The following is a 22,922-nucleotide window of genomic DNA, read 5'->3' as shown; positions in this document are numbered from 1 at the left end:
CTTACGACTTCAGCTCCGGAAGGATGGCGTGCAGCGCGGCGAGGCAATGGTGCGCCAGATATTTGGACCGCTCCGCCGACCAGCCGTAGACCGGATCGGGCAGATCGAAATTGTCCTTGAAGGGCATCTCAAGCGTCATTGACAGGCAGCCGTAGCGCTCGGCCAGCTGGGTCGTCGACATGCTCATGTTCGCCTCGCCCGGCGCCGGGATCTCATAGCCCTGGGCGGTCTGGAAATCGGGGCACAGCTGTTCCAGCAATTCGCTGTAGCGGGCGAACAGAAGCGACTGGCGCTCGGTCAGGGATGGGATGCCTTCGAACCCGGCCAGGAAGTTGGCGGGGATCGCCTCGTCGCCGTGGATGTCCATGGCGAAGTCCGGAGCGGCGGCGTCCATCGCGTCACGGACGCACAGCACTTCCGGGCTCCTCTCGACCGATGGGGCATGCCACTCACGGTTGAGGTTCACGCCGGCCGCGTTGGTGCGCAGGTGGCCGCGCTTCGACCCGTCCGGGTTCATGTTGGGCACGATGTGGAACGTCAGCTCGCGCCGCAGCACACGGGCGACGGGATCGTCCGGGTCGGCCAGCTTCTCGAGCGCGCCTTCCATCCACCATTCGGCCATGCTCTCGCCCGGATGCTGGCGGGCGTAGATCCACGCGGTCAGCGGCCCCTCGCCGACCGACAGACAGTCGATGTCCTGCCCGTCGAGGCTCTTGCCCAGGCTGCGATAGGAAAAGCCATCCAGCTGCGCGAAGCTGCTGACCAGATCGTGGTGCCGCTCCATCGAATAAGGCGCGAAGTAAGCCACCCACAGCAGGTCGCTCTCGGGCGTCAGCCGAATGGTCAGCACGCCGTCGGAGTAGCTCGTCTCCTGCGCCAGACTCCACTCTTCACGGTCGTAGCTGACCCGCGCCTTATAGTCGGGCCAGCCGTTCGGATAGGCGCTGGCCGCGCAGTTCACGATGCGCAGCGTCAGCGCCTGGCCGGCCGCTCCGGCGACCCGGAAGTGAAACCACTGGTAGAAGTCGCTGAGGTGGTCGGCGACGATCTCCAGGTCGATCGTCGGTCCGTCCTGCTTCACGACCCGGATGTTGCCCGAATCGAACGCGCTCGAAATCGTGATGCTCATGAGCCCCGCTGGTGATGGTTAATCTCGATAGATGCGGACGCGCTCTTACGGGCCGCGGCTTGCGCCGTCAGCAAGAAAACGTCTAGCGGGCTCGTGGGCGGCGGGCGTTAAGGAGCAGTTACCATCACCATGACTGTCATCGACCGTCCAACCGTTCTCGTCACCGGCGGTGCCGGCTATATCGGCAGCCACGCCGTGCTCGCCCTGACCGACGCTGGCTGGTCCACCGTCGTGGTCGACGACCTGTCCAACGGCCGGCGGGAGGCGGTCCCCACCGGGGTCCCCTTTCTGCAGGCCGACATCGCCGACGGCTCGGCCGTGGAGCCCTTCCTGCGCCAGCACGGCGTCACCGCCATCATGCACTTCGCCGGCTCGATCGTGGTGCCGGAAAGCGTCGAGAACCCGCTCAAATACTATCGCAACAACACGGTCGCCACCCACAGCCTGATCGAAACGGCGGTCGCAGTCGGGGTGCGCCATGTCCTCTTCTCCTCCACCGCTGCGACCTATGGCGCGCCGGATCGGGTGCCCATTGAGGAGACCGACCCCACGCGGCCGATCAACCCTTACGGCAACAGCAAGCTCATGACCGAGACCATGCTGGCGGATTGCAGCGCTGCGCACCCGTTCAATTACGGCGCGCTGCGCTACTTCAATGTGGCCGGCGCCGACCCGCAGGGCCGCTCAGGCCAGGTCGGTAAGGGCTCGACCCACCTGCTCAAGGTCGCCTGCGAAGCCGCCGTCGGCAAGCGCTCCCACGTGGACGTATACGGCACCGACTATCCGACGCCCGACGGCACCTGCATTCGCGACTACATCCACGTGTCCGACCTTGCTGGTGCGCACGTCGCCGCGCTCGCTGCGCTGATCGCTGCTCCCGACGAGAACCTCACCCTCAACTGCGGCTACGGCCGGGGCTTCTCCGTGCTGGAGATGCTGGACGCGCTTGACCGGGTGAACGGCACGCCCGTGCCGCGCCAGGTCGGCCCGCGCCGGGCCGGCGATCCGCCGCAACTGGTCGCCTCCAACCGCCGCTTGGTCGAACGGCTCGGGTGGACGCCGGCCCACGACGCCATCGAGCACATCATCGGCACCGCCCTCGCCTGGGAGCAGCGGCTGGCCGGACAGGAGTAGCACTATCAAGACTTTCGCACTCGCGCCGCTTGCCGCGTTCGCCCTGCTCGGCGCTGCCCCGGCTTCCCAGCCCGCTCAGCCCTCGCCCGAGCTCAACGCAGCCGCCGACCGCATCCGAGCCCATGTCGAGTTCCTCGCCGACGACCTGCTCGAGGGCCGCGCCGCCGGCACCCGCGGGCACGAGATCGCCGCCCGCTACGTCGCGGCGCAGTTCCGTTCGCTGGGCCTCAAGCCTGCCGGCGAGAACGGCGGCTGGTTCCAGCGCGTGCCCCTGCGCCGCGCCAGCACCGACGGCACCCCGGTCGTCACCCTCACCAGCGGCGGCCAGGCCGCGCGCCTCGCCTGGGGCACGGACGTCGGCGTCCGCCCGAGCGTCACGGAGAAGTCCCGCAAGCTCACGTCCCAGCTCGTCTTCGCGGGCTACGGCATCAGCGATCCGGCGCTCGGCATTGACGAGTTCAAAGGCCTGGACGTCAAGGGCAAGACGGTGGTCGTGCTGGGCGGCACCCCCGCCGGCCTCGACACGGAGGTCGCGGCACACCTCGGCTCGGTTAAGCCGCAAATGGCTGCCCGCGCCGGCGCCGTCGGCCTGATCGAGATCGGCCAGTCCGCCCGCGGTTCGCGCATCGGCCAGTACGCCCGCGGATCGGCGGTCGACTGGGTCGACGCGCAGGGCCAGGCCGGCAGCAATCCTCAGGGCCTGCGTTTTCGCATGGCCCTGTCCGACGACGCCGCCGCTCGCCTGTTCACCGGCACGCCCCGCACCCTCGCCCAGGTCCGCGCCGAGGCCGCCAAAGCCGGCGCTCGCCCGGCCGGATTTCCGCTGACCGGCACCATCGGCCTCGACGCCACCTCGCGATGGGAGGATTTCACCAGCCCCGAAGTGCTCGGCATGATTCCCGGCTCCGACCCGACGCTCGCAGCCGAGTACGTCCTGCTGATGAGTCACCTCGACCACCTCGGCGTCAAGAAGGACGCCAAGCCGGGCGAGGACGCGATCTACAACGGCGCGCTCGACAATGCCGCAGGCGTCGCCACCATGCTGGAGGCCGCGCGCGAGTTCACCACTTCGGGCAAGCGCCCGCGCCGCTCGGTCCTGTTCATTGCTCACACGGCGGAGGAACTCGGCCTGCTTGGCGCCAGCTACTGGGCCGCGCACCCGACCGTGCCGATTGCCCAGGTTGCCGCCGCCGTCGACCTCGACATGCCGATGCCGCTCTACCAGTTCACCGAAGTGGTCGCGTTCGGCGCCCCTCACAACACGGTCGCCCGCACCGTTGCCGCCGCCGCCTCGACCATGGGCCTCAAGGTCGGCGTCGACCCGTTTCCCGAACAATCGATCTTCGTACGCTCAGACCATTATCCGCTCGCCAAGCGCGGGGTGCCGGCGATCCTGATGTTCACCGGCTATGGCGCCAACGGCAAACCCTACTGGGACAAGTTCTTCGCCGATCGTTACCACCAAGTCGGCGACGACCTCAGCCAGGCCATTCTGTGGGACGCCGCGGCACGCTACGCAGAGCTGAACTATCGGATCTCCCGGCGCCTCGCCGACGATCCCCAGCGCCCCAGATGGTACGCGGACAGCTACTTCGGCAAGGCGTTCGCGCCTCAGCAAGCGAAAGCGACCCGCTAGCGGCCGAGCGCAGCGACGCCGACGCAAGGCGTCGCCCGAGCAGCGCGAAGAGGGGCGGCGGCCGGACGGCCTGCAGCCGCCCAGGCTGGCAAGATCGACGTCACGGATTCAATCCCGTGACGGCTGCGGCGGCGAGGCAAAGGTCCGTTCTCGCCCCATTGCGAACCCATGGCTCTTCGGCGAGATGTCGTGGCGTGAGCTTGCTTCGGATAATCAGCAAAATCTCACTCGCCGTTGCTCTGACCGGCGGGTGCGTAGGCTTAATCTCGCTCTGGGCGATGTTCCACAAGGGCAACTCCTCGATATGGATCGGTGAGGTCTTCATTCCCATGCTCGGTCCGCACGGCATATACACCACCAGGCTGCTCGGCACCGCTTGGTATCTGGGCGGGGCGTCGTTCTTAGTTGGAGGGCTGCTCTGGGTGTTGGCGGCTATCATCGAACGTCAGGCCACCCGGTAACGCGTCCGCTTTCCGGCCCAAGCAGACACTCCGCGCCCCACTGACCTTGACTCTCCCGTACCCCTCCCATAAGCGCCCCGACCGAAGCTCGTTCGCGAGCGTCAGCTGACAACTAGAACAAGAGAAACGGGCAGCCCCGGCCATGAAGATTCGCAATTCGCTGAAGTCGCTGAAGGATCGTCACCGGGACAACCGCGTGATCCGCCGTCGCGGCCGCACCTACGTCATTAACAAGACGAACCGTCGCTTCAAAGCGCGGCAGGGCTGACGGCTCTGGCGCGCTCTTGAAGCGCGCCAGCAAACCCGGTGGCTTCAACTCAGCTTGCCGCTGATCCGCCACGCTCCGTCGTCCATTGGCGGTTAAGCTGACCCGTCCTATATGGGCAGGGACAGGAGCCATGACGACGATGACCATCTTTCTCCGCACCTTGATCCCGGTCGCCGGCCTCGCTGCCGCGGCCGTTTTCGGTGCGTCCGGCGCCGAGGCCCAGCAAGGCTCCGGCCAGAATGGCTGCATCTCCCCGCCCGGCCTCAACTACATGATCTGCAATGGTCAGCGCGTGCCCAAGGGCGGCAATCGCGTTACCAATCCGGACGGAAGCTGGCGTGAGGAACAGCGCCAGGGACCGTGCATCGTAGTCAAGGAAAAGACTGCGCAAGGCGAGTATAAGGAAACGCGGCAGTGCAATTGATGCACTGATCGCGTGAGTCATACAGGTAGGGGGTCGCGGGAAGCCGCGGCCCTTTCCTATTGCGCGTTCGACTCCGCCGCGGCCGGCTGGGCCAGCCCGCGTGCCGTCCGCCCGGTCGGGTCAGCCGCGATCCGGCACTCCGGCAGGTTGAATTTAGTCATGTCCCCGCACGGCCGCACCTGCGCACTGCCGTCCGCACCGACGAAAATGGCCCACTGGCGCTTGTCGCCGCACTCCGCCGACCACATCGACAGCTGGTTATACTCCTGCACATAGCCCGAACGGACCACCCGCTTGCAGGTCACGCCGCTGTCCTGGATGGCGCGCTTCAGCCCGATATCGCGCGCCATGGTGTCGAGCTGGTGCAGCCGGTCCTGCTCCGGGCTGCGCACGGCAATCTGCCGGTTCGCCGGTGCCTGCTGCTGGGTCGGCTGGTCGCCGCACCCGGGGAGTCCAAGCAGGACGGCGGAGATGATGATCAGGCGCATGTGTCGGCCGCTCCGTTCAGTTGCCTTCATAACGTATCCGGACGCGCCCGGCTGCCTCAAGCGCCAGCGTCCGCGCTTCCTCCACCATTGCGCCGCGCGCCAGAGCCACGCCCATCCGACGCCCCGGCAGCGCTCGCGGCTTGCCGAACAGACGCAGTTCCGCACCGGTCGCCAGCGCCTCGCCGACGCCCTCGAACGCGAAGCGTTCGCTGTCCCGGTCGGCCAGGATCACCGCCGAGGCTGACGGTCCCGCCAGTGTGATCGGCGCCACCGGCAAGCCGAGGATCGCGCGCAGGTGCAGCTCGAACTCATTCGGCTGCTGGCTGACCAGCGTCACCATGCCGGTGTCGTGCGGTCGCGGGCTCAACTCGGAGAAGATCGCCCGGTCGCCCGCGATGAAGAACTCCACCCCGAACAGCCCGCGTCCGCCCAGCGCCTCCACGACTTTGGCCGCCTGCTCCTGGGCCGAACGGAGCGTCACCGGCGCTACCGCCGCCGGCTGCCAGCTCTCCCGATAGTCGCCCGCTTCCTGCACATGGCCGATCGGCGCGCAGAAGTGGATGCCGTCCGCCGCCGCCACGGTCAGCAGGGTAATCTCCGTGTCGAAGCTGATGAACTCCTCCACGATAACCCGCGGCCGGTCGCCTCGCATGTTGGCCACCGCATGGTCCCACGCCGAGCCAACCTCGGCCGCCGTCCGCGCGACGCTCTGGCCCTTGCCCGACGAGGACATGACCGGCTTCACCACGCACGGCAGGCCGACCGCCTCCGCCGCTGCCAGCGCCTCCTCGCGGCTCTCCGCGAACCGGTAGCGGCTTGTCTCCAGCCCCAGCTCCTGCGCGGCGAAGTCGCGGATGCCATCACGGTTCATGGTCAGCTGCGCGGCGTTCGCCGACGGCGCCACGCGCCACCCTTCCGCCTCCAGCCGGGCCAGGGTCACGGTGTCAATCGCCTCGATCTCTGGCACGATTACGTCCGGCTGGTGCTTCTCCACCGCCGCCCGCAGCGCGGCGCCATCCAGCATAGAGAAGACCTCGGACGCGTCCGCCACCTGCATCGCCGGCGCGCCGGCGTAGCGGTCGCAGGCGATCACCGCGCACCCCAGCCGCTTGGCCGCAATGGCGAACTCCCGGCCAAGCTCGCCCGAGCCCAGCAGCATCAATCGTGCGACCCACATGGCGCCCTGCTTAGCGGATGGCCGCCGCTCGCGAAATCTCTGTCCTATCGGCCGCTTGCTGTGCCACTCTGCCGCTCATGGGCAAGCTTGGGCACAACGGGGGCGAAAGCATGGAGAACGACCGGTCAGCTGCGAAGTGGACAAAGGGGACACTCGCCCTTTTTCCTGTCCAGACGCTGATCCTGGCCGCTCCGCTCACCGCCGCGCCGGAGCCGGCGAAACCGCTCACCCCGTCGGACATCGTCGCCGCCGCACCCGCCTCGGCCTGGCGCACGATCCCGGCCGAGGACCTGCTGGTGATCGACTATGACGCCGGCGGCCGGACGGTGGTTCAGCTCGCGCCAACCTTCGCGCCGGTGCACGTCGCCAACATCCGCGCACTGGCGAGCGGCGGCTACTGGCAGGGTTCGGCGGTATACCGGGTGCAGGACAATTACGTCGCGCAATGGGGCACCAACGACGACAAGAAGCCGCTTCCGCCCGGCATCGTCGCGAAGCCACCGGCCGAGTACGTCCGCTCCGCCCGGGGCTTTGCCATCCGGCCGCTCGGCTTCGCCGATCCCTATGCGGTCCGCACCGGCCATGCCGGCGGCTGGCCGGTCGCCCAGTACCGCGACGGCAGCGTCAGCCTGATCCATTGCTACGGTACGGTCGGCGTCGGCCGCGACCTCGCACCCGACACCGGCATGGGTGGGGAGCTCTACGCGGTGATCGGCCACGCGCCGCGCCAGCTCGACCGCAACATCGCGATCGTCGGCCGGGTGGTGGAGGGCATCGAGCAGATGTCCGCGCTGCCCCGCGGCACGGAGGCGCTCGGCTTCTACAAGGAAGGCAGCGTCGCCAGGAAGATTGCGTCCGTCCGGCTCGCCTCGGCCCTGCCGGCCGCCGACCGTCCAAGCTTCCAGTATATGGCGGAGACCAGCCCGACGTTCGCGGCCTACGCCCGCGCCCGCGCCAACCGCAACGACCCCTTCTACCGCGTGGCCGCTGGCGGGGTCGACATATGCAATGCGCCGGTGCCCGTTCGGCGGACACCGGCGCAGTAGGTCCCTGTTGGAATAGTCTCCCCTCCCGGCGGGCGGGCGCGGCAACGGGTCAACGCCGCTCGCGCACTGGTCGCCACAGGTGCCGGGGGGAGAGTCTCGTTAGGCCGCCCAGGCCTGGTCGGTGTTGTGGCGGTTGCGATGCTGGATCACGACCGGCGCATTGTGATGGCGCGTGCTGGCCTCGGCCAGCGGCAGGGCTGTGGTGCAGAAGGCACACTCGGCGGAAACCCGGCCGATCAGCCAGTGAGTCCGACCGCAGCCCGGGCAATGGTTGACCTCATGCTCGCGATAAACGGCGTGGTAGCCGCGCGCAGCCGGGTCATGCTTCAGGCCAAGATCGCCGAGACTCGGGAAGTTCGACATGGATAACAATCCTTTCGCCCCGCCCAACGCGAACCGTGACGATATGGTTTCATTTGTCCTAACGCGGGATCGCCGGCCTAGAGGCTGCGCAGCGCCTCGGCCGGCCGCGCCCGCAACGCCGGCCAGGCGGTGAGCAGGGCGACCGCCACCGCCACCGCGATGCCCGCCAGCGGCAGCCCGATTAGGCTCCCCCAGTCAGGCCGGAACGGCAGCTTGAACCAGGGACCGACCACCGCCCAGCCCGCCGCAGTGCCGAGCAGGAGAGCGACCAGCGCGATGGCCCCGCTCATCAGCCCGAATTCGATCAGCTGAGCGGCGAGCACTTGCCGCCGCGTCGCGCCGACCAGCTTCAGCAGCACGCTTTCCCGCGCCCGGCTGGCCCGGGTCGCGGCCACCGCGCCCGCCAGCACCGCAACCCCGATCAGGATGGCGAGGCCCGTCGCCAGCCGGATCGCCGCGTCCATTGCATCAAGGATGGTCTGGATGCGCTCCACCACCTCCGCCACCCGGATCGAGCTCACCATCGGCAGCTCGGCCGCCAGCGCGCGCTCGAACCCGGCGGTGGAGCGGCCGGCGCCGGGCGCGACCGTCGCCATCAGCGTGTAGGGCGCGCTCTCCAGCGTTCCCGGCGCGAAGATGATCGCGAAGTTGAACCCGAAACTGCGCCAGTCAATCTCCCGGAACGACGCGATCCGCGCCTCGATCGGCCGGCCGAGCACCGCCACGGTGATCCGATCTCCGACTTTCAGGTTCAGCGCCTTGCCCGCCTCGACGTCGAGCGACACCAACGGCGGCCCGCGGTACGTCGCCGGCCACCATTCTCCCGCCACCACCCGGTTGCCCGGCGGCAATTCGGCGGCGAACGTCAGCCCACGATCGCCGCGCAGGATCCAGGCGCCCTCCGGAATGGCGCGCATCGCCGACACCGATTGGCCATTCACAGCGGTGACCGGCCCGCGCAGCGACGGCACCAGCCGCAGCTCCGACCCCGGCAGTTCCCGCGCCGCCAGCGCCCTGAACCGCGCTTCCTCCGTCGCCGGAATGTCGAGCATGAACAGCGCCGGCGCCTTCTGCGGCACGGTCCCGCGCAGCTCGTGCGACAGGCTCGACCCGATGGCGCTCAGCGCCACTAGCAGCGACAGGCCGAGCCCCAGCGCGATGCTCAGCCGCACGGTGGCCGACCCGGGTCGATGCAGCGCGGCGATGCCGAGCCGGGTCACTGGCCCGCCGCGGCCGCCGGCCAGCCGAGCGGCACGCTTCACCAGCCAGCCGAGCAGCGCGAACAGGCCGGTCAGGACGGCGGCTGTGGCGAATGCGTACAAGGTCAGCTCGCGGCTGGCGGCCGTCGCCAGCGCCAGCCCGGCCGCGGCGACCACCGCCGCCACCGGCACCAGCAGCGAGCGCCAGCCCGGCCGCCCGTCCGCCTCGGCCACGTCTCCGCGCAGCACGGTTGCCGGCCGCTCGTTCACGGCCCGCGCCAGCGGCCGCCACGCCGCCGCCAGCGTGATCAGCAGGCCGAAGACGGCGCTCAGCCCCAGTGCGCCCCATTGCGGCGACGGGTCCGGCTGGATCGGCAGCAGGTCCGCCGTGGCCCGACCGACAATCGCCGGTGTCAGCGCGCCTATCGCCAACCCGAGCAGGATCGCCGCCCCGGCCAGCGCCGCCACGGCGATGCCCAGCATGAACGCGAGGTCGCGCCGTCGCGCGCCCAGGATCTTCAGCACGGCAATGCTGCTCCGGCGCGAGGCGGCGAAGGCAGCGATTGCGCTTGCCACCCCGATGCCGCCGATCCCCAAGGCGCCCAGCGCGATCAGCAGCAGCAACTGCCCGACATTGTCAACGAACCGCCGTGTGCCCCCGGCGGCGTCGCCTTTGTCGGTGGCGCGCCAGCCGCCGTCGGGGAAGCGCGCCTGGAACGCCTTGCCGACCGCCACGCCGTCCGCGTCGGGCAGCAGCAGGAGCCGGTACCCACTGGTATACAGGCTCCCCGGCTGGATCAGCCCGGTTGCCCGCAGGCCCTCCGGGCTGACCAGCGCCGGCGGCGCGAGCGCGAAGCCGGACACGGCCGGCAGCGAGCGGATCACCCCGCTCACCCTGAATTGCGCGAAGCCGACCTGCACCGCCGTGCCGGGCCGCAGCCCGAACCGGTCCGCCAGTTCGCGGCCGAGCGCCACTTCGCCGCTGCCCGGCATGCGCCCGGCATCCAGCTCAACCCGGCCTGCCAGCGGCCAACCGGGACCCACGCCCGACAATTCCACCAAAGCGCTTCCACCAGGCGCAACCACGTTCGCACGGGTCGTAACGCTCTCCGCCACCGCCCCCAGGCGCCGCATCGCCGAGAGCTCTTCCGCCGTCGCCGAACGCTGCGCCGTGCTCAGCAACAGGTCGCCGCCCAGCAGCCCGCGGCTGTTCTCCGCCAAGGCCGAGCGAATGGAGCTGGCCAGGCTGGTCACCGACGCCAGTCCCGCCACCGCGATCGTCAGGCAGGCCAGCAGCAGCCACAATCCGCCGATGCCGCCACGCAGGTCACGCCGGGCGAGCGCCGCTACGTTCATTCGCCCGCGATCCGCCCGTCCGCGATGCGGACGATCCGGTCCGCCCGCTCGGCCACGGCGGGGTCGTGTGTGATAACCAATAGACCCGCGCCGGCTGCCCGCACCCGCTCGAACAGCAGGTCGACGATCTGGCTGCCCGTCGCCGCATCAAGGTTGCCGGTCGGCTCGTCGGCCAGCAGCAATCTCGGCGCCGGCGCGGTCGCCCGGGCTATGGCCACCCGCTGCTGCTCGCCGCCCGACAGCTGGGTGGGGAAATGGTTCAGCCGATGCCCCAGGCCGACCGCCTCAAGCTCCGCCGCCGCCCGCCCGCGCGGGTCGGGCACGCCGGCCAGCACCATCGGCACCATGACATTCTCCAGCGCGGTCATGGTCGGCAGCAGGTGAAAGGCCTGTAGCACGATCCCGATCCCGCGTCCGCGGAGCCGCGCCAGCGCATCCTCGTCCAGCGCGCCGACGTCCTGCCCCAGCACCCGCGCCGTCCCGCCGCTCGCCCGTTCCAGCCCGGCGATCACCGCCATCAGCGAGCTCTTGCCCGATCCTGAGGCGCCGAGGATCGCTACCCGCTCGGCCTCGTCCAAGCGGAAATCGATGCCGCGCAGGATCTCCGTCCGGGCGTCGTCCCGGCCCAGCGTCAGGCGAATGTCGGAAAGATCAATCAAGGGCTCGGTCATGCAGCCGCCGAGCTAGGGCCGTTGAAGGCGCGCGACAACGGCCTAGATGACCAGGGATGCTGAAGTTCTTCCTGCTCCCCCTACTCTCCGCCGCCATCCCCGCCGCCGCTTCCGCCCAGCCCGCCGCCCGGGCCACCGCAACTGGCGAGCCCTTCATCCTGGCGTTCGGCGACAGCCTGACCGCCGGCTACGGCCTGGGCCGCGGGCTGGGCTTTGCGCCGCAGCTCGAGGCCGCGCTGCGCCGCCACGGCATCAAGGCTTCGGTGCACGACGCCGGCGTTTCCGGCGACACCAGCTCAGGCGGGCGCGCCCGGCTCGGCTGGACTCTCGACGGCCTTCCGCGCAAGCCCGATCTCGCCATCGTCGAACTGGGTGCCAACGACATGCTGCGCGGCGTTGATCCGGGCGTCACCGAGGCCAACATCGACGCCATCGTCGGAGAGCTCGATAAGCGCGGCATTCCTGTGCTGGTCGCCGGCATGTTGTCCGCGCCCAACCTCGACCCACGCTACCGCAGCCGCTTCGACCGCATCTTCCCGACGATCGCGCGCAAATATGACGCGACCCTCTACCCGTTCTTCCTTCAGGGCGTGGTCGGCAACCGCGCGCTGGCCCTGCCCGATGGCGTCCACCCCAACTTCGAAGGCATCAAGCGGATCGTGACCGGGATCCTGCCGACGGTGCAGCGGGCCCTTGCGCGCCGCCGCTAGTTCAGCGTTGCAGCAGGCCTGTGGTGTCGATCGGCTCGGCGAACTCGGCGCCGATCCGGTCGCCTTCGCACCAGCGCACCACTGCATTGGCTCGCTCGCGCCCCGGCAGGATCAGCCACACCCGGGCGCCAACCTCGAACTCGGCCGCGGTCTCCGCCATGAAGCCTGTGGCCGAGATGTTCAGCACCTTGGCTTCGCAGCCCTCGGAGCCCAACTCACGCACGCGGGCGTCGACCTCCACCGGCGCACGGGCGGCACGGCGCCGTTCGGCGGCCGTGTTGTCCCCGGCGATGCGCGCCTCAATCGACACTCTCCACGACTCCCCGCCATCCGGCCAGGCGTCGCCCACCAGGTCGGTCGTTACGGCCTTAGCGTACAGCTCCATCGCTTGGTTCCTCCCGCGTTCACCAAGCCTGGCGCCGCAGCCCTTAAGAAAGCCTAAGCGCCAAGGCCAGTGTGGCACCCGTGCGACACTGTTCCGCCCGGTTCATCACTGGTATGGGGACGAGCGGGCATGATGGCGTCGGACGGGGCGCGACAATGCGCACCAAAACAACGGGTTGGGGACAGATGAACGCGCGTTTTCTTTGTGTGACGCTGATGGCTTCGGCCACGCTCGTGCCGGCGGCTACCTGGGCCCAGACGGCGGTCCGGTCCACTCCTGCGCCGACCGCTCCAGCGAGTGCCCGGACGGCCCAACCGACCCTGCCCCCGGGCACCGACCCGCTGGCCCCAACCGCGCCTGCCGCGACGCCGGCACCGCCGCCTCCGCCACCGCCCGTGGTCGAGATGGCGCCGCCCGTCTGGCCAGTCGCGGCGGCACAGGACCTGCTCACCTACATCCGCGGGGTAGCGCGCGAGGGTCTCGACCCGCGCGACTACGACCCGGACACACTGCAGCTCGCAATCCGCGGCGGCGATCCCGCCACCCTCGCCAAGGCCGCCACCGGCAGCTTCCGCAAGGTCGCCCGCGATCTCGCCCTCGGCCATGTGCCCCGTTCGGCCCGCACCCAGTGGTTCGTCACCGATCCCGACCTGGATGTCACCCGCTCCGACCAGTTGCTGGTCCAGGCGGTCAGCGGCGGCCGAGTGGCCGACATCCTTAACGGCTTGCTGCCGACGCATCCACAATATGGCGCTCTCCGCCAGGCGCTGGCGCTCGCCAAGCCGGGCGACACCGCCGCGGTGAACAAAATTCGCACCAACATGGATCGCTGGCGCTGGCTGCCGCGCGACCTTGGGCAGAAGTACATCATCGTCAACGTGCCCGGTCAGTTCGCGACTTTGGTCGAGAACAGCCAGACCCGCTGGAAGCACCGGGCGATCGCCGGCGCGGTCCGGACCCCGACGCCGCAGCTGTCGGTCAACGCCACGGGCGTGATCCTCAATCCCTGGTGGGAAGTGCCGCCCAGCTTGTCTGGCGAGGTCGCCGGCAAGGCCGGCTACGTCGCGGTCAAGGGCAAGGACGGCAAGGTCCAGCGCTGGCGCCAGCCGCCCGGCGCCCGCAACGCGCTCGGCAAGATCAAGTTCGTCATGCAGAATCCGCACAACATCTACCTGCACGACACCAACAACCGTGGCCTGTTCGACAGCCGCGCCCGCTTCCTCAGTCACGGCTGCATCCGCACCGAGCACATCCTCGACCTCGCGGCCGAGCTGCTGGCCGACGATGGCGGCGAGTGGACGCAGGAGCGGATCGACAGCACGCTGGCCAGCGCCAAGACGGTGAAGGCCGACTTCGTGAAGCCGGTGCCGGTCTACATCGTCTACTTCAGCACCGCCGCGCTGACCGATGGCAGCCTCGTCCAGTATGACGACCTGTACAAGCGTGACGGTGCCGTGCTGGCGGCCCTGAACGACCGCGACGGGCCCAAGACGCCGGGTACGACGCCGACGAAGACGGCTTCGAGCAAGTAGAAAGTTGGAAGGGGGTCACGCGGATCGATCGCGCGACGTCGGTCGTGTTCGGCTCCGCCGACACGCCGGCCGTCGCTCCGCCTCTCTCGCCTAAGCTGCCGAACGGGCGCCGTTCGTTAGCTTAGGCTCGGAGCTCCGCGATTACGCTAGCTTATCCGCGTAGATCATGCGGCCGCCGGCCAGGCGCCGCATCACTTCCCACTGGCTCGCCTTGCTGAACGCAAAGCAGCCTTCCGAGCGGCCGAGCTTGCCGTGCAGGGCGATCATGTCCGGCTCGGCGTACCAGGCATTGTGGATGACGATCGCCCGCGCCTCCGCGTTGTTGTTCGACCAGTCGAGCCCGCGGACCTTCATCGAAAGCCCGTACTTGCCCTGGTAATATTCGCCGGTGGAGTAAGCGCCATTACTGGTCGCTTCCGACCCCGGCTGGTTGGAGAAGCGCTCCACGAAGCCCGAGTGATCGGGATCCGAGCCGCGGCCGTGGGCGACAAGGTGGCTGTCCACCCGGCCGTTCATCAGGTCCACCAAGTGGAAACGCGCCTCGCGGCTAGCCGCGGAGAAGTCGACAATGCCGATCGTGTCACGCGCCGTCACGCCGCGGTTGCGGACATGAACATCCAACGCTGCCTTTGCCTTCGCCAGCAGCTGCGGATTGAGGCCCGGCAGTGTCGGCGCAGCGGCCGCCGGGACGGGCGCCGGAGAGGTCAACGGCAGCAGCGGATCGCGCGCCAGCGGCGGCGGCGCGAACACCACGGCAGGCAGGCCGGCGGTGCTTGCAGCGCTCGAAACCATGGCCGCTCCAGCCCCGATCGTGCCCCAGCGCAGCATCTCCCGGCGATTGACCTGCATCCGCATAATCCTCCGAAGTTGAGCGAAGCTTATACCATCCAACGGGTTAATGGCCGATAACCAGTTTGCGTGCGAAAAGTCGTTTGGCCGCAACCGCCCTTCGATTCATCCTGAAGGCCGCCGTCGGACTCAGGTTGAAATGGGTCACCGCCTCGGTTATGGGCGCGGCGACGTGGCGTATCTTCGGTTCGCGGCGACAAGTTTCATTGCGCGGCTTGGACGTGGGACGCATCGGTTCCGCTTCGGTCGGGCACGGCTCCCACGAGGGGAGCGCAACAAGACAAGGAGCGGCAAGAACTTTTATGCAGATCATCGTTCGCGACAACAACGTCGACCAAGCGCTGCGCGCGCTCAAGAAGAAGCTGCAGCGCGAGGGCGTGTATCGTGAGATGAAGCTGCGCCGCCACTACGAGAAGCCTTCGGAGAAGCGCGCCCGTGAGCGCGCCGCGGCCATCCGCCGCGCCCGTAAGCTGGAGCGCAAGCGGGCCGACCGCGAGAACGCCCGCTAAGCCAGGCTTTGCGAATCGGGGCCGCTTCGGATCGGAGCGGCCCTTCTTGTATCCGGTCCTTCTGAACGCGAGTCCGCCCGTGAGCGCCACCCAGGTTCCGATCCGTCCCATTGCCCGCGCCACCCGCGTGCGGGCCACCATCGGCTTCGTCCTGGTGCTGCTCGCCGGCCTGGCTCTGGCTTGGTTCGGCGCTGGGCAGCTGCGTGGGGAGGCGACCGCCAGCGGTCTCCAGTTCCGCACGGTGCAGGCCGGCGAAGGTCCGCTTGTGACCAGCCAGGACGGCGTGCTGATCGAATATGAAGGACGCCTGCCGGACGGTACCGTGTTCGACACCACCCAAGGCAAGGGCGCCGTGCCGATGCTGGCCGGTCAGGTCATTCCGGGCTTCTCTGAAGCGCTGCAGAAGATGCAGAAGGGCGGGCGCTACAAGATCAAGATCCCGGCTAAGCTCGCCTACGGTGCCAGCCCGCCGCCGGGCAGCCCCATTCCGGCCAACGCGGACCTGAGCTTCGACGTCCACGTCGTGCAGGTGGTCGCGAACGCCGCGCAGATGGCCGGGCAGCTTCCGCCGGGCATCGACCCCAGCGCAGTTCCACCGCCCTCCGGCCAGTAATCAGGCGTCCGGCTCGCCGTCCACGGCATCGCCAGGGTGGCGGTGCCGGGCCCATTGCTCCAGGCACACCTTGATGCTGGCGAGGATCGGATCGGCCAGCAATAGGCCGAGGAATCCGAATAGCGCCCCGAACACCAGCTGCGCGGCCAGCACCATGGCCGGCGCCAGATCGACCGTCTTCCGCGCGATGTACGGCAGCACCAGGTAACCATCGATGTTCTGCACCGCGAAATAGACGAAGATCGCCCACAGCCCGGTGCCGTTTCCGGCCGAGAAGCCGACGGCTACCATCAGCACACCCGACACGATCGCGCCGATGTTGGGGATGAACGCTAGCGTGCCCGTGATGAGGCCTAGCAGCGCCGCGAACGGTACCCCACCCAGCGCCAGCATCAGCCAGGTGAACAGGCCCTCGAACACCATCCCTACCAGCCGTCCGAAGAGCAGCCGCCGCAGGTTGAAACCGACCCGCTCGATCAGCTGGTAGAACAATGCCCGGTGCTTAAGCGGCAGCATCCATGCCACGCCCCGGTCATACAGCCGCGGCTCGGTCGCGAAGAAGATGCCAAGCGCCAGGATCAGCACCGCGCTGGTGACCGCGCCCAGCGCACTGCCGACGGCGCTGGTCAGCCGCCCGACCGATCCCACCACCTGCTGCAGCAAGGCGTCCGGGCTGCCGCTACTGACCAGCCCGTGATCATACGCCCATGCCAACAGCCTTGATGCCTGAGCCTCGACCGTCGCTCGCAGCGCTTCGAACTGCGCCGCGAACGTCGTGCCCGCATACCACAGCAGCCAGCCGACAAACGCGAGGCCGGCAAGGATCACCAGCAGCAGCCGGAACCCGCGCGGGATCGGCAGCACCCGCCCGATCAGCCGCGAGCCGCCGTCCAGCAGAACCGCAAAGATCAACCCGCCGATGATCAGCAGCAGCGGCTGCGCGAGGAAGATCACGCCGAGCACCGCCAGCGCTACCGCCGCCCACACGCTGGCGCGCTTCAATTCAGTCAGCACCAAGGGGTCGCGGATCTCCGCCGGGCCGGGCTGCTCGACATGCCGTCGGGGAGCCTTGGCCACCCTGGGTCAGTCCTGCTTATGGGCGCGCAGCGAGGTGCCGGCCCGGCCGGAGCGGAACGCCTCGAACCAGCTCACCGGGTTGAAGACCTGGGTCGTACCATCGAGGCTGAAGGTGATGAACTCGGCCCGGCCGCCGATGTTCTCCCACGGCACCGGCCCGCCGAGGCCACCGGACGCCGCGTCGAACCGGCTGTCCGCGCTCTTGTCACGGTCGTCGCCCATCAGGAACAGCTGGCCGGCCGGCACGGTGGTAGCCGCGAAATTGTCACCGGGCGACAGACCGACGTCGATCGTGTTGTAGGCGACGCCGTTGGGCAGGGTCTCGCGCACGATCGGCAGCCGGCAGTAACGTCCGCCGTCCGCCGCTTGCACCTGGTAGCCCATGAACTCGAACCCGCACGGCGCATTGGGGTCGACCGGGATCATGGCCGGCGGGAGTATCTGCCGGCGCATTTCCTTGCCGTTGAGGATCAGGTGCCCGTCACGCACCTCGACCGTGTCGCCCGGCAGGCCGATCACCCGCTTGATCCAGTCCTCGCTGCGGCCCGGAGGCGTGACGATCACCACGTCCCCGCGCTCCGGCATCTTGCCCCATAGCCGCCCTTGCATCGGCGGCAACGTCACGCCCCACGACGCGCTCGGATCGCGCAGCACCAGCGAACGGAAGATGCCGAGCGGATTGGGAATCGTCGGGCTGACCCACGACCAGCCATAGGCATATTTGCTGACCACCAGCCGGTCGCCCTTCAGCAGCGCCGGCATCATGCTCTCCGACGGAATGTAGAACGGCTTGGCGACGAAGCTGTGGAACACCAGCACCGCGAGCAGGACCCAGAACAGCCCCTTCAGCTCGCGCCACAGGGCCGAGCTCTTCTTCTCGGCAGGCGCCGCCGGCGGGCTCGCGACCGGCGCGGCGTTGGGGTCGGCGGTCAGGACGGTGTCGCTCACTCAGGGCTCCAGCTTGCGGGCTTCCAGGATCACGAATGCCTGGGCCCAGGGATGATCGTCGGTCATCGTCAGGTGGACCTCCACGGCGTGGCCCGGCGGGGTCAGCGCGTCAAGCCTCGCCCGGGCGCCCCCCGTCAGGATCAAGGTCGGCTTACCCGAGGGTGCATTAACGACTCCGATATCCTTCATGAACACGCCGCGTTTGAAGCCCGTGCCGACGGCTTTGCTGAACGCCTCCTTCGCGGCGAAGCGCTTGGCCAGCGTGCCGGCGGCGGTGAAGGGTCGACGGGCAGCCTTGGCCTGCTCTTGCGGCGTGAACACGCGCTGGAGAAACCGCTCACCGAAGCGATCGACCGAAGCCTGGATGCGCTCGATGTTGCACAGGTCGGACCCGAGGCCGAGAATCACCGCGCCGCGTCCATCAATCCGCGCATCCGCCGCACGCTAGCCTCCAGGCCGATGAAGATAGCTTCGCCGATCAGGAAATGCCCGATGTTCAGCTCCCTGACCTGCGGGATTGCGGCGACCGGCACCACGTTATCAAACGTCATGCCATGCCCGGCATGCACCTCGATCCCGTTCTTGGCGGCCAGCGCCGCAGCGTCTGTCAACCGTTTCAGCTCCGTCTCCCGCTCGCCTTCGCCCAGATGGGCGAAGCGGCCAGTGTGCAGCTCCACCACCGGGGCACCCAGGCGCAAGGCCGCGTCGATCTGCCGCTCGTCCGGCTCGATGAACAGGCTGACCCGAACGCCTGCGCCGCCCAATTCGTCGACGAACCGCAGCAACACGTCGAACTGCCCGGCTGCATCCAGCCCGCCCTCCGTGGTCCGCTCCTCACGCCGTTCCGGCACGATGCAGGCGGCGTGCGGGCGATGGCGAAGCGCGATGCCCAGCATCTCGTCCGTGGCTGCCATCTCAAGGTTGAGCGGCACCGGCAGCTCTGCCGACAGTCGCGCGATGTCCTCGTCCGTGATATGCCGCCGATCCTCGCGCAGGTGTGCCGTGATTCCGTCCGCCCCTGCCGCGCACGCCAGCAGCGCGGCCCGCACCGGATCGGGATAGTTTCCGCCCCGCGCGTTCCGGATGGTCGCCACATGGTCGATGTTGACGCCGAGGCGCAGGGCGGCGCTCACGCGGCGGTCCGGCTGCCCGGCTTGATCGCCGGAATGGCTTGCAGCTCGGGCGGCAGGGCGTCGGCCGCGTAGCTCGGCACATCCAGCCTGAGTAGCGGCGTGAACGGCACGCCGAGGTCGGCCACCCCGTTCGACCGGTCGACCAGCGCCGCGGCGCCGACCACCTCGCCGCCTTCCGCCCCGATCGCCGCCATTGCCTCGCGACTGCTGAGGCCGGTGGTGACGACATCTTCCACCAGAAGCACTTTCTGCCCAGGCTCAAGCGCGAAGCCGCGGCGCAGCTCGAACGTGCCGGTCGGGCGTTCCACGAACAGTGCCGGCACGCCCAGCGCCCGGCCCATCTCATGGCCGATGATCACGCCGCCCATCGCCGGCGAAACCACCACCTCGACCAAGTCCCGCATCTCGCTTGGCAACCGGTCGGCGAGCGCTTGCGCCAGCCGCTCGGCCCGGCGCGGGTCCATCAGCACCCGCGCGCACTGCAGGTAGCGCGAACTGCGCAGGCCGGATGAGAGGATGAAATGCCCCTCCAGCAGCGCTCCCGCCGCCCGGAATTCCGCCAGAACCTGTGCTTCGTCCATTGCCACTATCCGCCCGCTGACAGCCGTTGATAGGGTCTGGCCCGGCCGCCTTCAACCAAGGCCGAGCGAGGCGCTTGAGAGACGGGCGGTCTGTACCTATAAGGCCGCCGTTTCCCCCGTGCCGCGCGCCCTCGCGTCGGTGCGTCACTGACCTGAAGGGTAGCAATGAAGTTCTCCGCATGGGTACTCGCCCTGGCCGCTGCCGGGCTCACTCCGTTGGCAGCGCAGACGGCGTCTCCCGCCCCGCAGCAGGGCACGGTCGACGCGACCTCGACGCCGACCCCCAGCAGTGGCCAGGCCAGTCCCAGTGCGAACACCGGCACCCCGCCGGCGGCGCAACCTGCCCCGGCGCCTGGTGCGATCGCTGACCCGACCCCGGGGCCCAGCGCGGTGGCGCCTGCTTCCGCTGGCCAGCCCGCTGTGTCCGGCCCCACCTTCCAGCATGCGGTGCCGACCCCCGGCATCGGCATGCCGGACGGCCGCATGGGTACCCAGGACCAGTTCACCCCGATCGGACGTGAAGCCGCTTCGTTTCACAACAACTGGCTGCTGGTGCTGTGCGCGGCAATGAGCCTGCTGGTACTGGCCCTGCTGCTCTATGCAGTGGTCAAGTTTCGGCGGGCCGCCCACCCGACCCCGTCGCGGACCAGCCACAATACCTTCGTCGAGGTGGTCTGGACCCTGCTGCCGGTGCTGGTCTTGGTGGCGATCGCCATTCCGTCCATTCGCCTGATCCGGCACCAGTATAGCCCGCCGCCAGCCGACCTGACCATCAAGGTGATCGGTAACCAGTGGTACTGGACCTACCAGTATCCGGACAACGGCGGGTTCGAGATCGTCTCGAACATGCTCAAGGAGAAGAACGAGGTCGCGGCCGGCGCGCGCTTCCGCACCGATGCGGACGGCCCGCGCCTGCTGGGCGTCGACGAGCGGATGGTGATTCCGGCCGGCAAGACGGTGAAGTTCATCGTCACCTCAAACGACGTGATCCACAGCTTCGCTATGCCCGCCTTCTGGGTGAAGATGGACGCCAACCCCGGCATCCTCAATGAGACCTGGGCCCGCGTCGACCGTCCGGGCGTCTACTTCGGCCAGTGCTCGGAGCTATGCGGCGCGCGCCACGCGTTCATGCCGATCGCGATCGAGGTGGTGACGCCGCAGCGCTTCGCCCAGTGGGTCGCCAGCAAGGGCGGCACCATGCCCGGCGCGCGCCCCGCGCCGACTGCCGACAGCACTGCTGCGACCACCATGTCGCCGACCAACGTCACTCCGGGCGCGGCTCCGACTCCGGCCACCGCCACTCCGGCGACCGGCGCTCCGGCCGCTCCCGGCAACACCCAGCCCGGCGTCGCCCAGCGCGCGACCGACGGCGCCCAGTAAGCGGAAGACGCAACGATCATGGCTACCACCGCAGACACCCTTCCGCTGACCGGGGCCGAGGCGCACGGCGCGCACGACCACCACGACGCGGACCACAAGCCGGGCTTCTTCGCCCGGTGGTTCATGTCCACCAACCACAAGGACATCGGCACCCTTTACCTGATCTTCGCGATCACGGCCGGCATCATCGGCGGCGCGATCTCGGGCATCATGCGGGCCGAGTTGGCCGAGCCGGGCATCCAGTACCTGACCATGGGCTGGCCGATCGGCGCGGGCAGCGCCAATCTCGATGAGGCCTATCACCACTGGAACGTGCTGATCACCGGCCACGGCCTGATCATGGTCTTCTTCATGGTCATGCCGGCGCTGATCGGCGGCTTCGCCAACTGGTTCGTGCCGATCATGATCGGTGCGCCCGACATGGCGTTCCCGCGCATGAACAACATCAGCTTCTGGCTGATCGTACCGGCCTTCATCCTGCTGCTCGGCTCCACCATGGTACCCGGCGGCTCGGGCCTCGGCGCGGGCACCGGCTGGACCGTCTATGCTCCGCTGTCCACGTCCGGCTCGGCCGGACCGGCGGTGGACATGGCGATCTTCGCACTTCACCTCGCGGGCGCCAGCTCGATCCTGGGCGCGATCAACTTCATCACCACGATCTTCAACATGCGCGCGCCGGGCATGACCCTGCACAAGATGCCGCTGTTCGTGTGGTCGGTACTGGTCACCGCCTTCCTGCTGCTGCTGGCGCTGCCGGTGCTGGCGGGTGCGATCACCATGCTGCTGACCGACCGTAACTTCGGCACCAGCTTCTTTGACGCGTCAGGCGGCGGCGACCCGGTGCTCTACCAGCACCTGTTCTGGTTCTTCGGGCACCCCGAAGTGTACATCATGATCCTGCCGGCGTTCGGCATCATCAGCCAGATTGTCGCCACCTTCAGCCGCAAGCCGGTGTTCGGCTACCTCGGCATGGCTTACGCCATGGTCGCGATCGGCGTGGTCGGGTTCGTCGTGTGGGCCCACCACATGTTCACCACCGGTCTCGACGTGAACGTGAAGATGTACTTCACCGCCGCGACCATGATCATCGCGGTCCCGACGGGCGTGAAGATCTTCAGCTGGATCGCCACCATGTGGGGCGGCTCCATCTCGTTCGAAACGCCCATGCTGTGGGCGATCGGGTTCATCTTCCTGTTCACGGTTGGCGGCGTCACCGGCGTCGTCCTCGCCAACGGCGGCGTCGACAACTACCTGCACGACACCTACTACGTGGTGGCGCATTTCCACTACGTGCTGTCACTGGGCGCCGTGTTCGGCCTGTTCGCCGGGTTCTACTACTGGTTCCCGAAGATGTCGGGCAAGATGTACAACGAGTTCCTCGGCAAGCTTCACTTCTATGTGATGTTCGCCGGCGTGAACATCATCTTCTTCCCGCAGCACTTCCTCGGCCTTGACGGCATGCCGCGACGCTACCCGGATTATCCGGACGCGTTCGCTTACTGGAACAAGATCTCGACCATCGGCTACATGATCACGGCGGCCGCGGTCGGCATCTTCTTCGTCAACGTGATCTGGTCGCTGGCCAAGGGCAAGAAGGCGCCGGACAATCCTTGGGGCGAGGGCGCGACCACCCTCGAATGGACCCTGCCCAGCCCGCCGCCCTTCCACCAGTTCGAGACGCTCCCGCGGATCGACTGATCAAGGCGCACACGAAGAAGGCCCGTCTTGCGAGAGCAAGGCGGGCCTTCTTCGTTGAGACGCCGAGCTTCGGCCGGCGGGTAGGCGCAATTCCAGCCCGATGGACGGTGCGGATCCACTCAATGCTGTCTTTCTTCTTGCAAGGCGCACGGAGC

General features: G+C 68.5%; 25 protein-coding genes. 12 read left to right on the top strand and 13 right to left on the bottom strand.

What is annotated here, in order from left to right:
• Position 1: 1 nt before the first annotated feature.
• Positions 2–1,129 carry a M14 family metallopeptidase gene (locus tag OMW55_RS00420; RefSeq protein ID WP_264880033.1) on the bottom strand — a complete coding sequence of 376 codons (1,128 nt, stop codon included), beginning with the start codon at positions 1,127–1,129 and terminating at the stop codon, positions 2–4.
• A 129-nt stretch (positions 1,130–1,258) separates the two neighbouring features.
• On the opposite strand from OMW55_RS00420, the gene galE reads away from it, so the two are divergent.
• The 5 genes from galE to OMW55_RS00395 all read left to right on the top strand — a co-directional run bounded on the left by galE (position 1,259) and on the right by OMW55_RS00395 (position 5,052).
• The gene (gene galE / locus OMW55_RS00415) at positions 1,259–2,263 is read left to right on the top strand and encodes a UDP-glucose 4-epimerase GalE (protein WP_264880032.1); all 1,005 of its coding nucleotides are present in this window, start codon (positions 1,259–1,261) and stop codon (positions 2,261–2,263) included.
• Between the two features lie 265 nt (positions 2,264–2,528).
• Positions 2,529–3,899: a M20/M25/M40 family metallo-hydrolase gene (locus tag OMW55_RS00410; RefSeq protein ID WP_264880031.1), complete on the top strand. Its 1,371-nt coding sequence runs from the start codon at positions 2,529–2,531 to the stop codon at positions 3,897–3,899.
• A gap of 194 nt (positions 3,900–4,093) precedes the next feature.
• A complete protein-coding gene (locus tag OMW55_RS00405; protein WP_264880030.1) occupies positions 4,094–4,360 on the top strand; it encodes a hypothetical protein in 267 nt (88 codons plus the stop codon).
• Positions 4,361–4,502: 142 nt separating this feature from the next.
• Positions 4,503–4,628 (top strand): type B 50S ribosomal protein L36, encoded by a 126-nt coding sequence (gene ykgO, locus OMW55_RS00400; protein ID WP_003046794.1) that lies wholly within the window; start codon positions 4,503–4,505, stop codon positions 4,626–4,628.
• A gap of 130 nt (positions 4,629–4,758) precedes the next feature.
• Positions 4,759–5,052 (top strand): hypothetical protein, encoded by a 294-nt coding sequence (locus OMW55_RS00395; protein ID WP_264880029.1) that lies wholly within the window; start codon positions 4,759–4,761, stop codon positions 5,050–5,052.
• Between the two features lie 56 nt (positions 5,053–5,108).
• On the opposite strand, the gene OMW55_RS00390 is transcribed toward OMW55_RS00395, so the two are convergent.
• Together OMW55_RS00390 and purT are read right to left on the bottom strand one after the other, a co-directional pair.
• A complete protein-coding gene (locus tag OMW55_RS00390; RefSeq protein ID WP_264880028.1) occupies positions 5,109–5,540 on the bottom strand; it encodes a hypothetical protein in 432 nt (143 codons plus the stop codon).
• A gap of 16 nt (positions 5,541–5,556) precedes the next feature.
• A complete protein-coding gene (gene purT, locus OMW55_RS00385) occupies positions 5,557–6,717 on the bottom strand; it encodes a formate-dependent phosphoribosylglycinamide formyltransferase (protein ID WP_264880027.1) in 1,161 nt (386 codons plus the stop codon).
• Between the two features lie 110 nt (positions 6,718–6,827).
• Between purT and OMW55_RS00380 the strand changes: the two genes are divergently transcribed.
• Entirely contained in the window at positions 6,828–7,763 is a 936-nt protein-coding gene (locus tag OMW55_RS00380) for a peptidylprolyl isomerase (protein WP_264880026.1), read from the top strand.
• Positions 7,764–7,862: 99 nt separating this feature from the next.
• Here OMW55_RS00380 and OMW55_RS00375 read toward each other — a convergent pair whose 3' ends face one another.
• The 3 genes from OMW55_RS00375 to OMW55_RS00365 form a co-directional block, all read right to left on the bottom strand.
• Positions 7,863–8,126: a hypothetical protein gene (locus OMW55_RS00375; protein ID WP_264880025.1), complete on the bottom strand. Its 264-nt coding sequence runs from the start codon at positions 8,124–8,126 to the stop codon at positions 7,863–7,865.
• A gap of 77 nt (positions 8,127–8,203) precedes the next feature.
• Entirely contained in the window at positions 8,204–10,681 is a 2,478-nt protein-coding gene (locus OMW55_RS00370; RefSeq protein WP_264880024.1) for an ABC transporter permease, read from the bottom strand.
• Positions 10,678–11,352, bottom strand: a complete 675-nt coding sequence (locus OMW55_RS00365) for an ABC transporter ATP-binding protein (RefSeq protein ID WP_264880023.1) — start codon at positions 11,350–11,352, stop codon at positions 10,678–10,680. The genes OMW55_RS00370 and OMW55_RS00365 overlap by 4 nt, the downstream gene beginning before the upstream one ends.
• Positions 11,353–11,408: 56 nt before the next feature.
• On the opposite strand from OMW55_RS00365, the gene OMW55_RS00360 reads away from it, so the two are divergent.
• Positions 11,409–12,062 carry an arylesterase gene (locus OMW55_RS00360; protein ID WP_264880022.1) on the top strand — a complete coding sequence of 218 codons (654 nt, stop codon included), beginning with the start codon at positions 11,409–11,411 and terminating at the stop codon, positions 12,060–12,062.
• Position 12,063: 1 nt separating this feature from the next.
• On the opposite strand, the gene OMW55_RS00355 is transcribed toward OMW55_RS00360, so the two are convergent.
• Positions 12,064–12,447: a PilZ domain-containing protein gene (locus OMW55_RS00355; RefSeq protein ID WP_264880021.1), complete on the bottom strand. Its 384-nt coding sequence runs from the start codon at positions 12,445–12,447 to the stop codon at positions 12,064–12,066.
• 185 nt (positions 12,448–12,632) lie between these two features.
• On the opposite strand from OMW55_RS00355, the gene OMW55_RS00350 reads away from it, so the two are divergent.
• A complete protein-coding gene (locus OMW55_RS00350) occupies positions 12,633–13,979 on the top strand; it encodes a L,D-transpeptidase family protein (RefSeq protein ID WP_264880020.1) in 1,347 nt (448 codons plus the stop codon).
• Positions 13,980–14,120: 141 nt separating this feature from the next.
• On the opposite strand, the gene OMW55_RS00345 is transcribed toward OMW55_RS00350, so the two are convergent.
• Complete coding sequence (locus tag OMW55_RS00345; protein WP_264880019.1) at positions 14,121–14,828, bottom strand: murein L,D-transpeptidase catalytic domain family protein; 708 nt, start codon at positions 14,826–14,828, stop codon at positions 14,121–14,123.
• A 302-nt stretch (positions 14,829–15,130) separates the two neighbouring features.
• Here OMW55_RS00345 and rpsU point away from each other — a divergent pair, with 302 nt between their 5' ends.
• Together rpsU and OMW55_RS00335 are read left to right on the top strand one after the other, a co-directional pair.
• Complete coding sequence (rpsU, locus tag OMW55_RS00340) at positions 15,131–15,337, top strand: 30S ribosomal protein S21 (protein WP_264880018.1); 207 nt, start codon at positions 15,131–15,133, stop codon at positions 15,335–15,337.
• Positions 15,338–15,416: 79 nt separating this feature from the next.
• Complete coding sequence (locus OMW55_RS00335; RefSeq protein ID WP_264880017.1) at positions 15,417–15,950, top strand: FKBP-type peptidyl-prolyl cis-trans isomerase; 534 nt, start codon at positions 15,417–15,419, stop codon at positions 15,948–15,950.
• Here OMW55_RS00335 and OMW55_RS00330 read toward each other — a convergent pair whose 3' ends face one another.
• From OMW55_RS00330 to pyrE, 5 genes are read right to left on the bottom strand one after another with little or no spacing between them, the layout of a single operon-like run.
• Positions 15,951–17,027, bottom strand: coding sequence for an AI-2E family transporter (locus OMW55_RS00330; RefSeq protein WP_264880016.1), 1,077 nt, complete (start codon positions 17,025–17,027; stop codon positions 15,951–15,953).
• Positions 17,028–17,033: 6 nt separating this feature from the next.
• Positions 17,034–17,975, bottom strand: a complete 942-nt coding sequence (gene lepB, locus OMW55_RS00325; RefSeq protein ID WP_264880015.1) for a signal peptidase I — start codon at positions 17,973–17,975, stop codon at positions 17,034–17,036.
• Positions 17,976–18,383 carry a holo-ACP synthase gene (acpS, locus tag OMW55_RS00320; RefSeq protein ID WP_264880014.1) on the bottom strand — a complete coding sequence of 136 codons (408 nt, stop codon included), beginning with the start codon at positions 18,381–18,383 and terminating at the stop codon, positions 17,976–17,978. It abuts the gene before it with no gap.
• Complete coding sequence (locus OMW55_RS00315; protein ID WP_264880013.1) at positions 18,380–19,108, bottom strand: pyridoxine 5'-phosphate synthase; 729 nt, start codon at positions 19,106–19,108, stop codon at positions 18,380–18,382. The genes acpS and OMW55_RS00315 overlap by 4 nt, the downstream gene beginning before the upstream one ends.
• Positions 19,105–19,689: an orotate phosphoribosyltransferase gene (gene pyrE / locus OMW55_RS00310; protein WP_264880012.1), complete on the bottom strand. Its 585-nt coding sequence runs from the start codon at positions 19,687–19,689 to the stop codon at positions 19,105–19,107. The genes OMW55_RS00315 and pyrE overlap by 4 nt, the downstream gene beginning before the upstream one ends.
• A gap of 165 nt (positions 19,690–19,854) precedes the next feature.
• Here pyrE and coxB point away from each other — a divergent pair, with 165 nt between their 5' ends.
• Positions 19,855–21,069 (top strand): cytochrome c oxidase subunit II, encoded by a 1,215-nt coding sequence (coxB, locus tag OMW55_RS00305; protein WP_264880011.1) that lies wholly within the window; start codon positions 19,855–19,857, stop codon positions 21,067–21,069.
• 18 nt (positions 21,070–21,087) lie between these two features.
• Positions 21,088–22,767 carry a cytochrome c oxidase subunit I gene (gene ctaD, locus OMW55_RS00300; protein ID WP_264880010.1) on the top strand — a complete coding sequence of 560 codons (1,680 nt, stop codon included), beginning with the start codon at positions 21,088–21,090 and terminating at the stop codon, positions 22,765–22,767.
• The last annotated feature ends 155 nt before the right edge of the window (positions 22,768–22,922 follow it).

The organism is Sphingomonas arvum (assembly GCF_026013565.1).
Lineage (GTDB): Bacteria > Pseudomonadota > Alphaproteobacteria > Sphingomonadales > Sphingomonadaceae > Sphingomicrobium > Sphingomicrobium arvum.
Note: the sequence above shows the minus strand (reverse complement) of the source record. Positions and strands in the feature narration are given on the sequence as shown.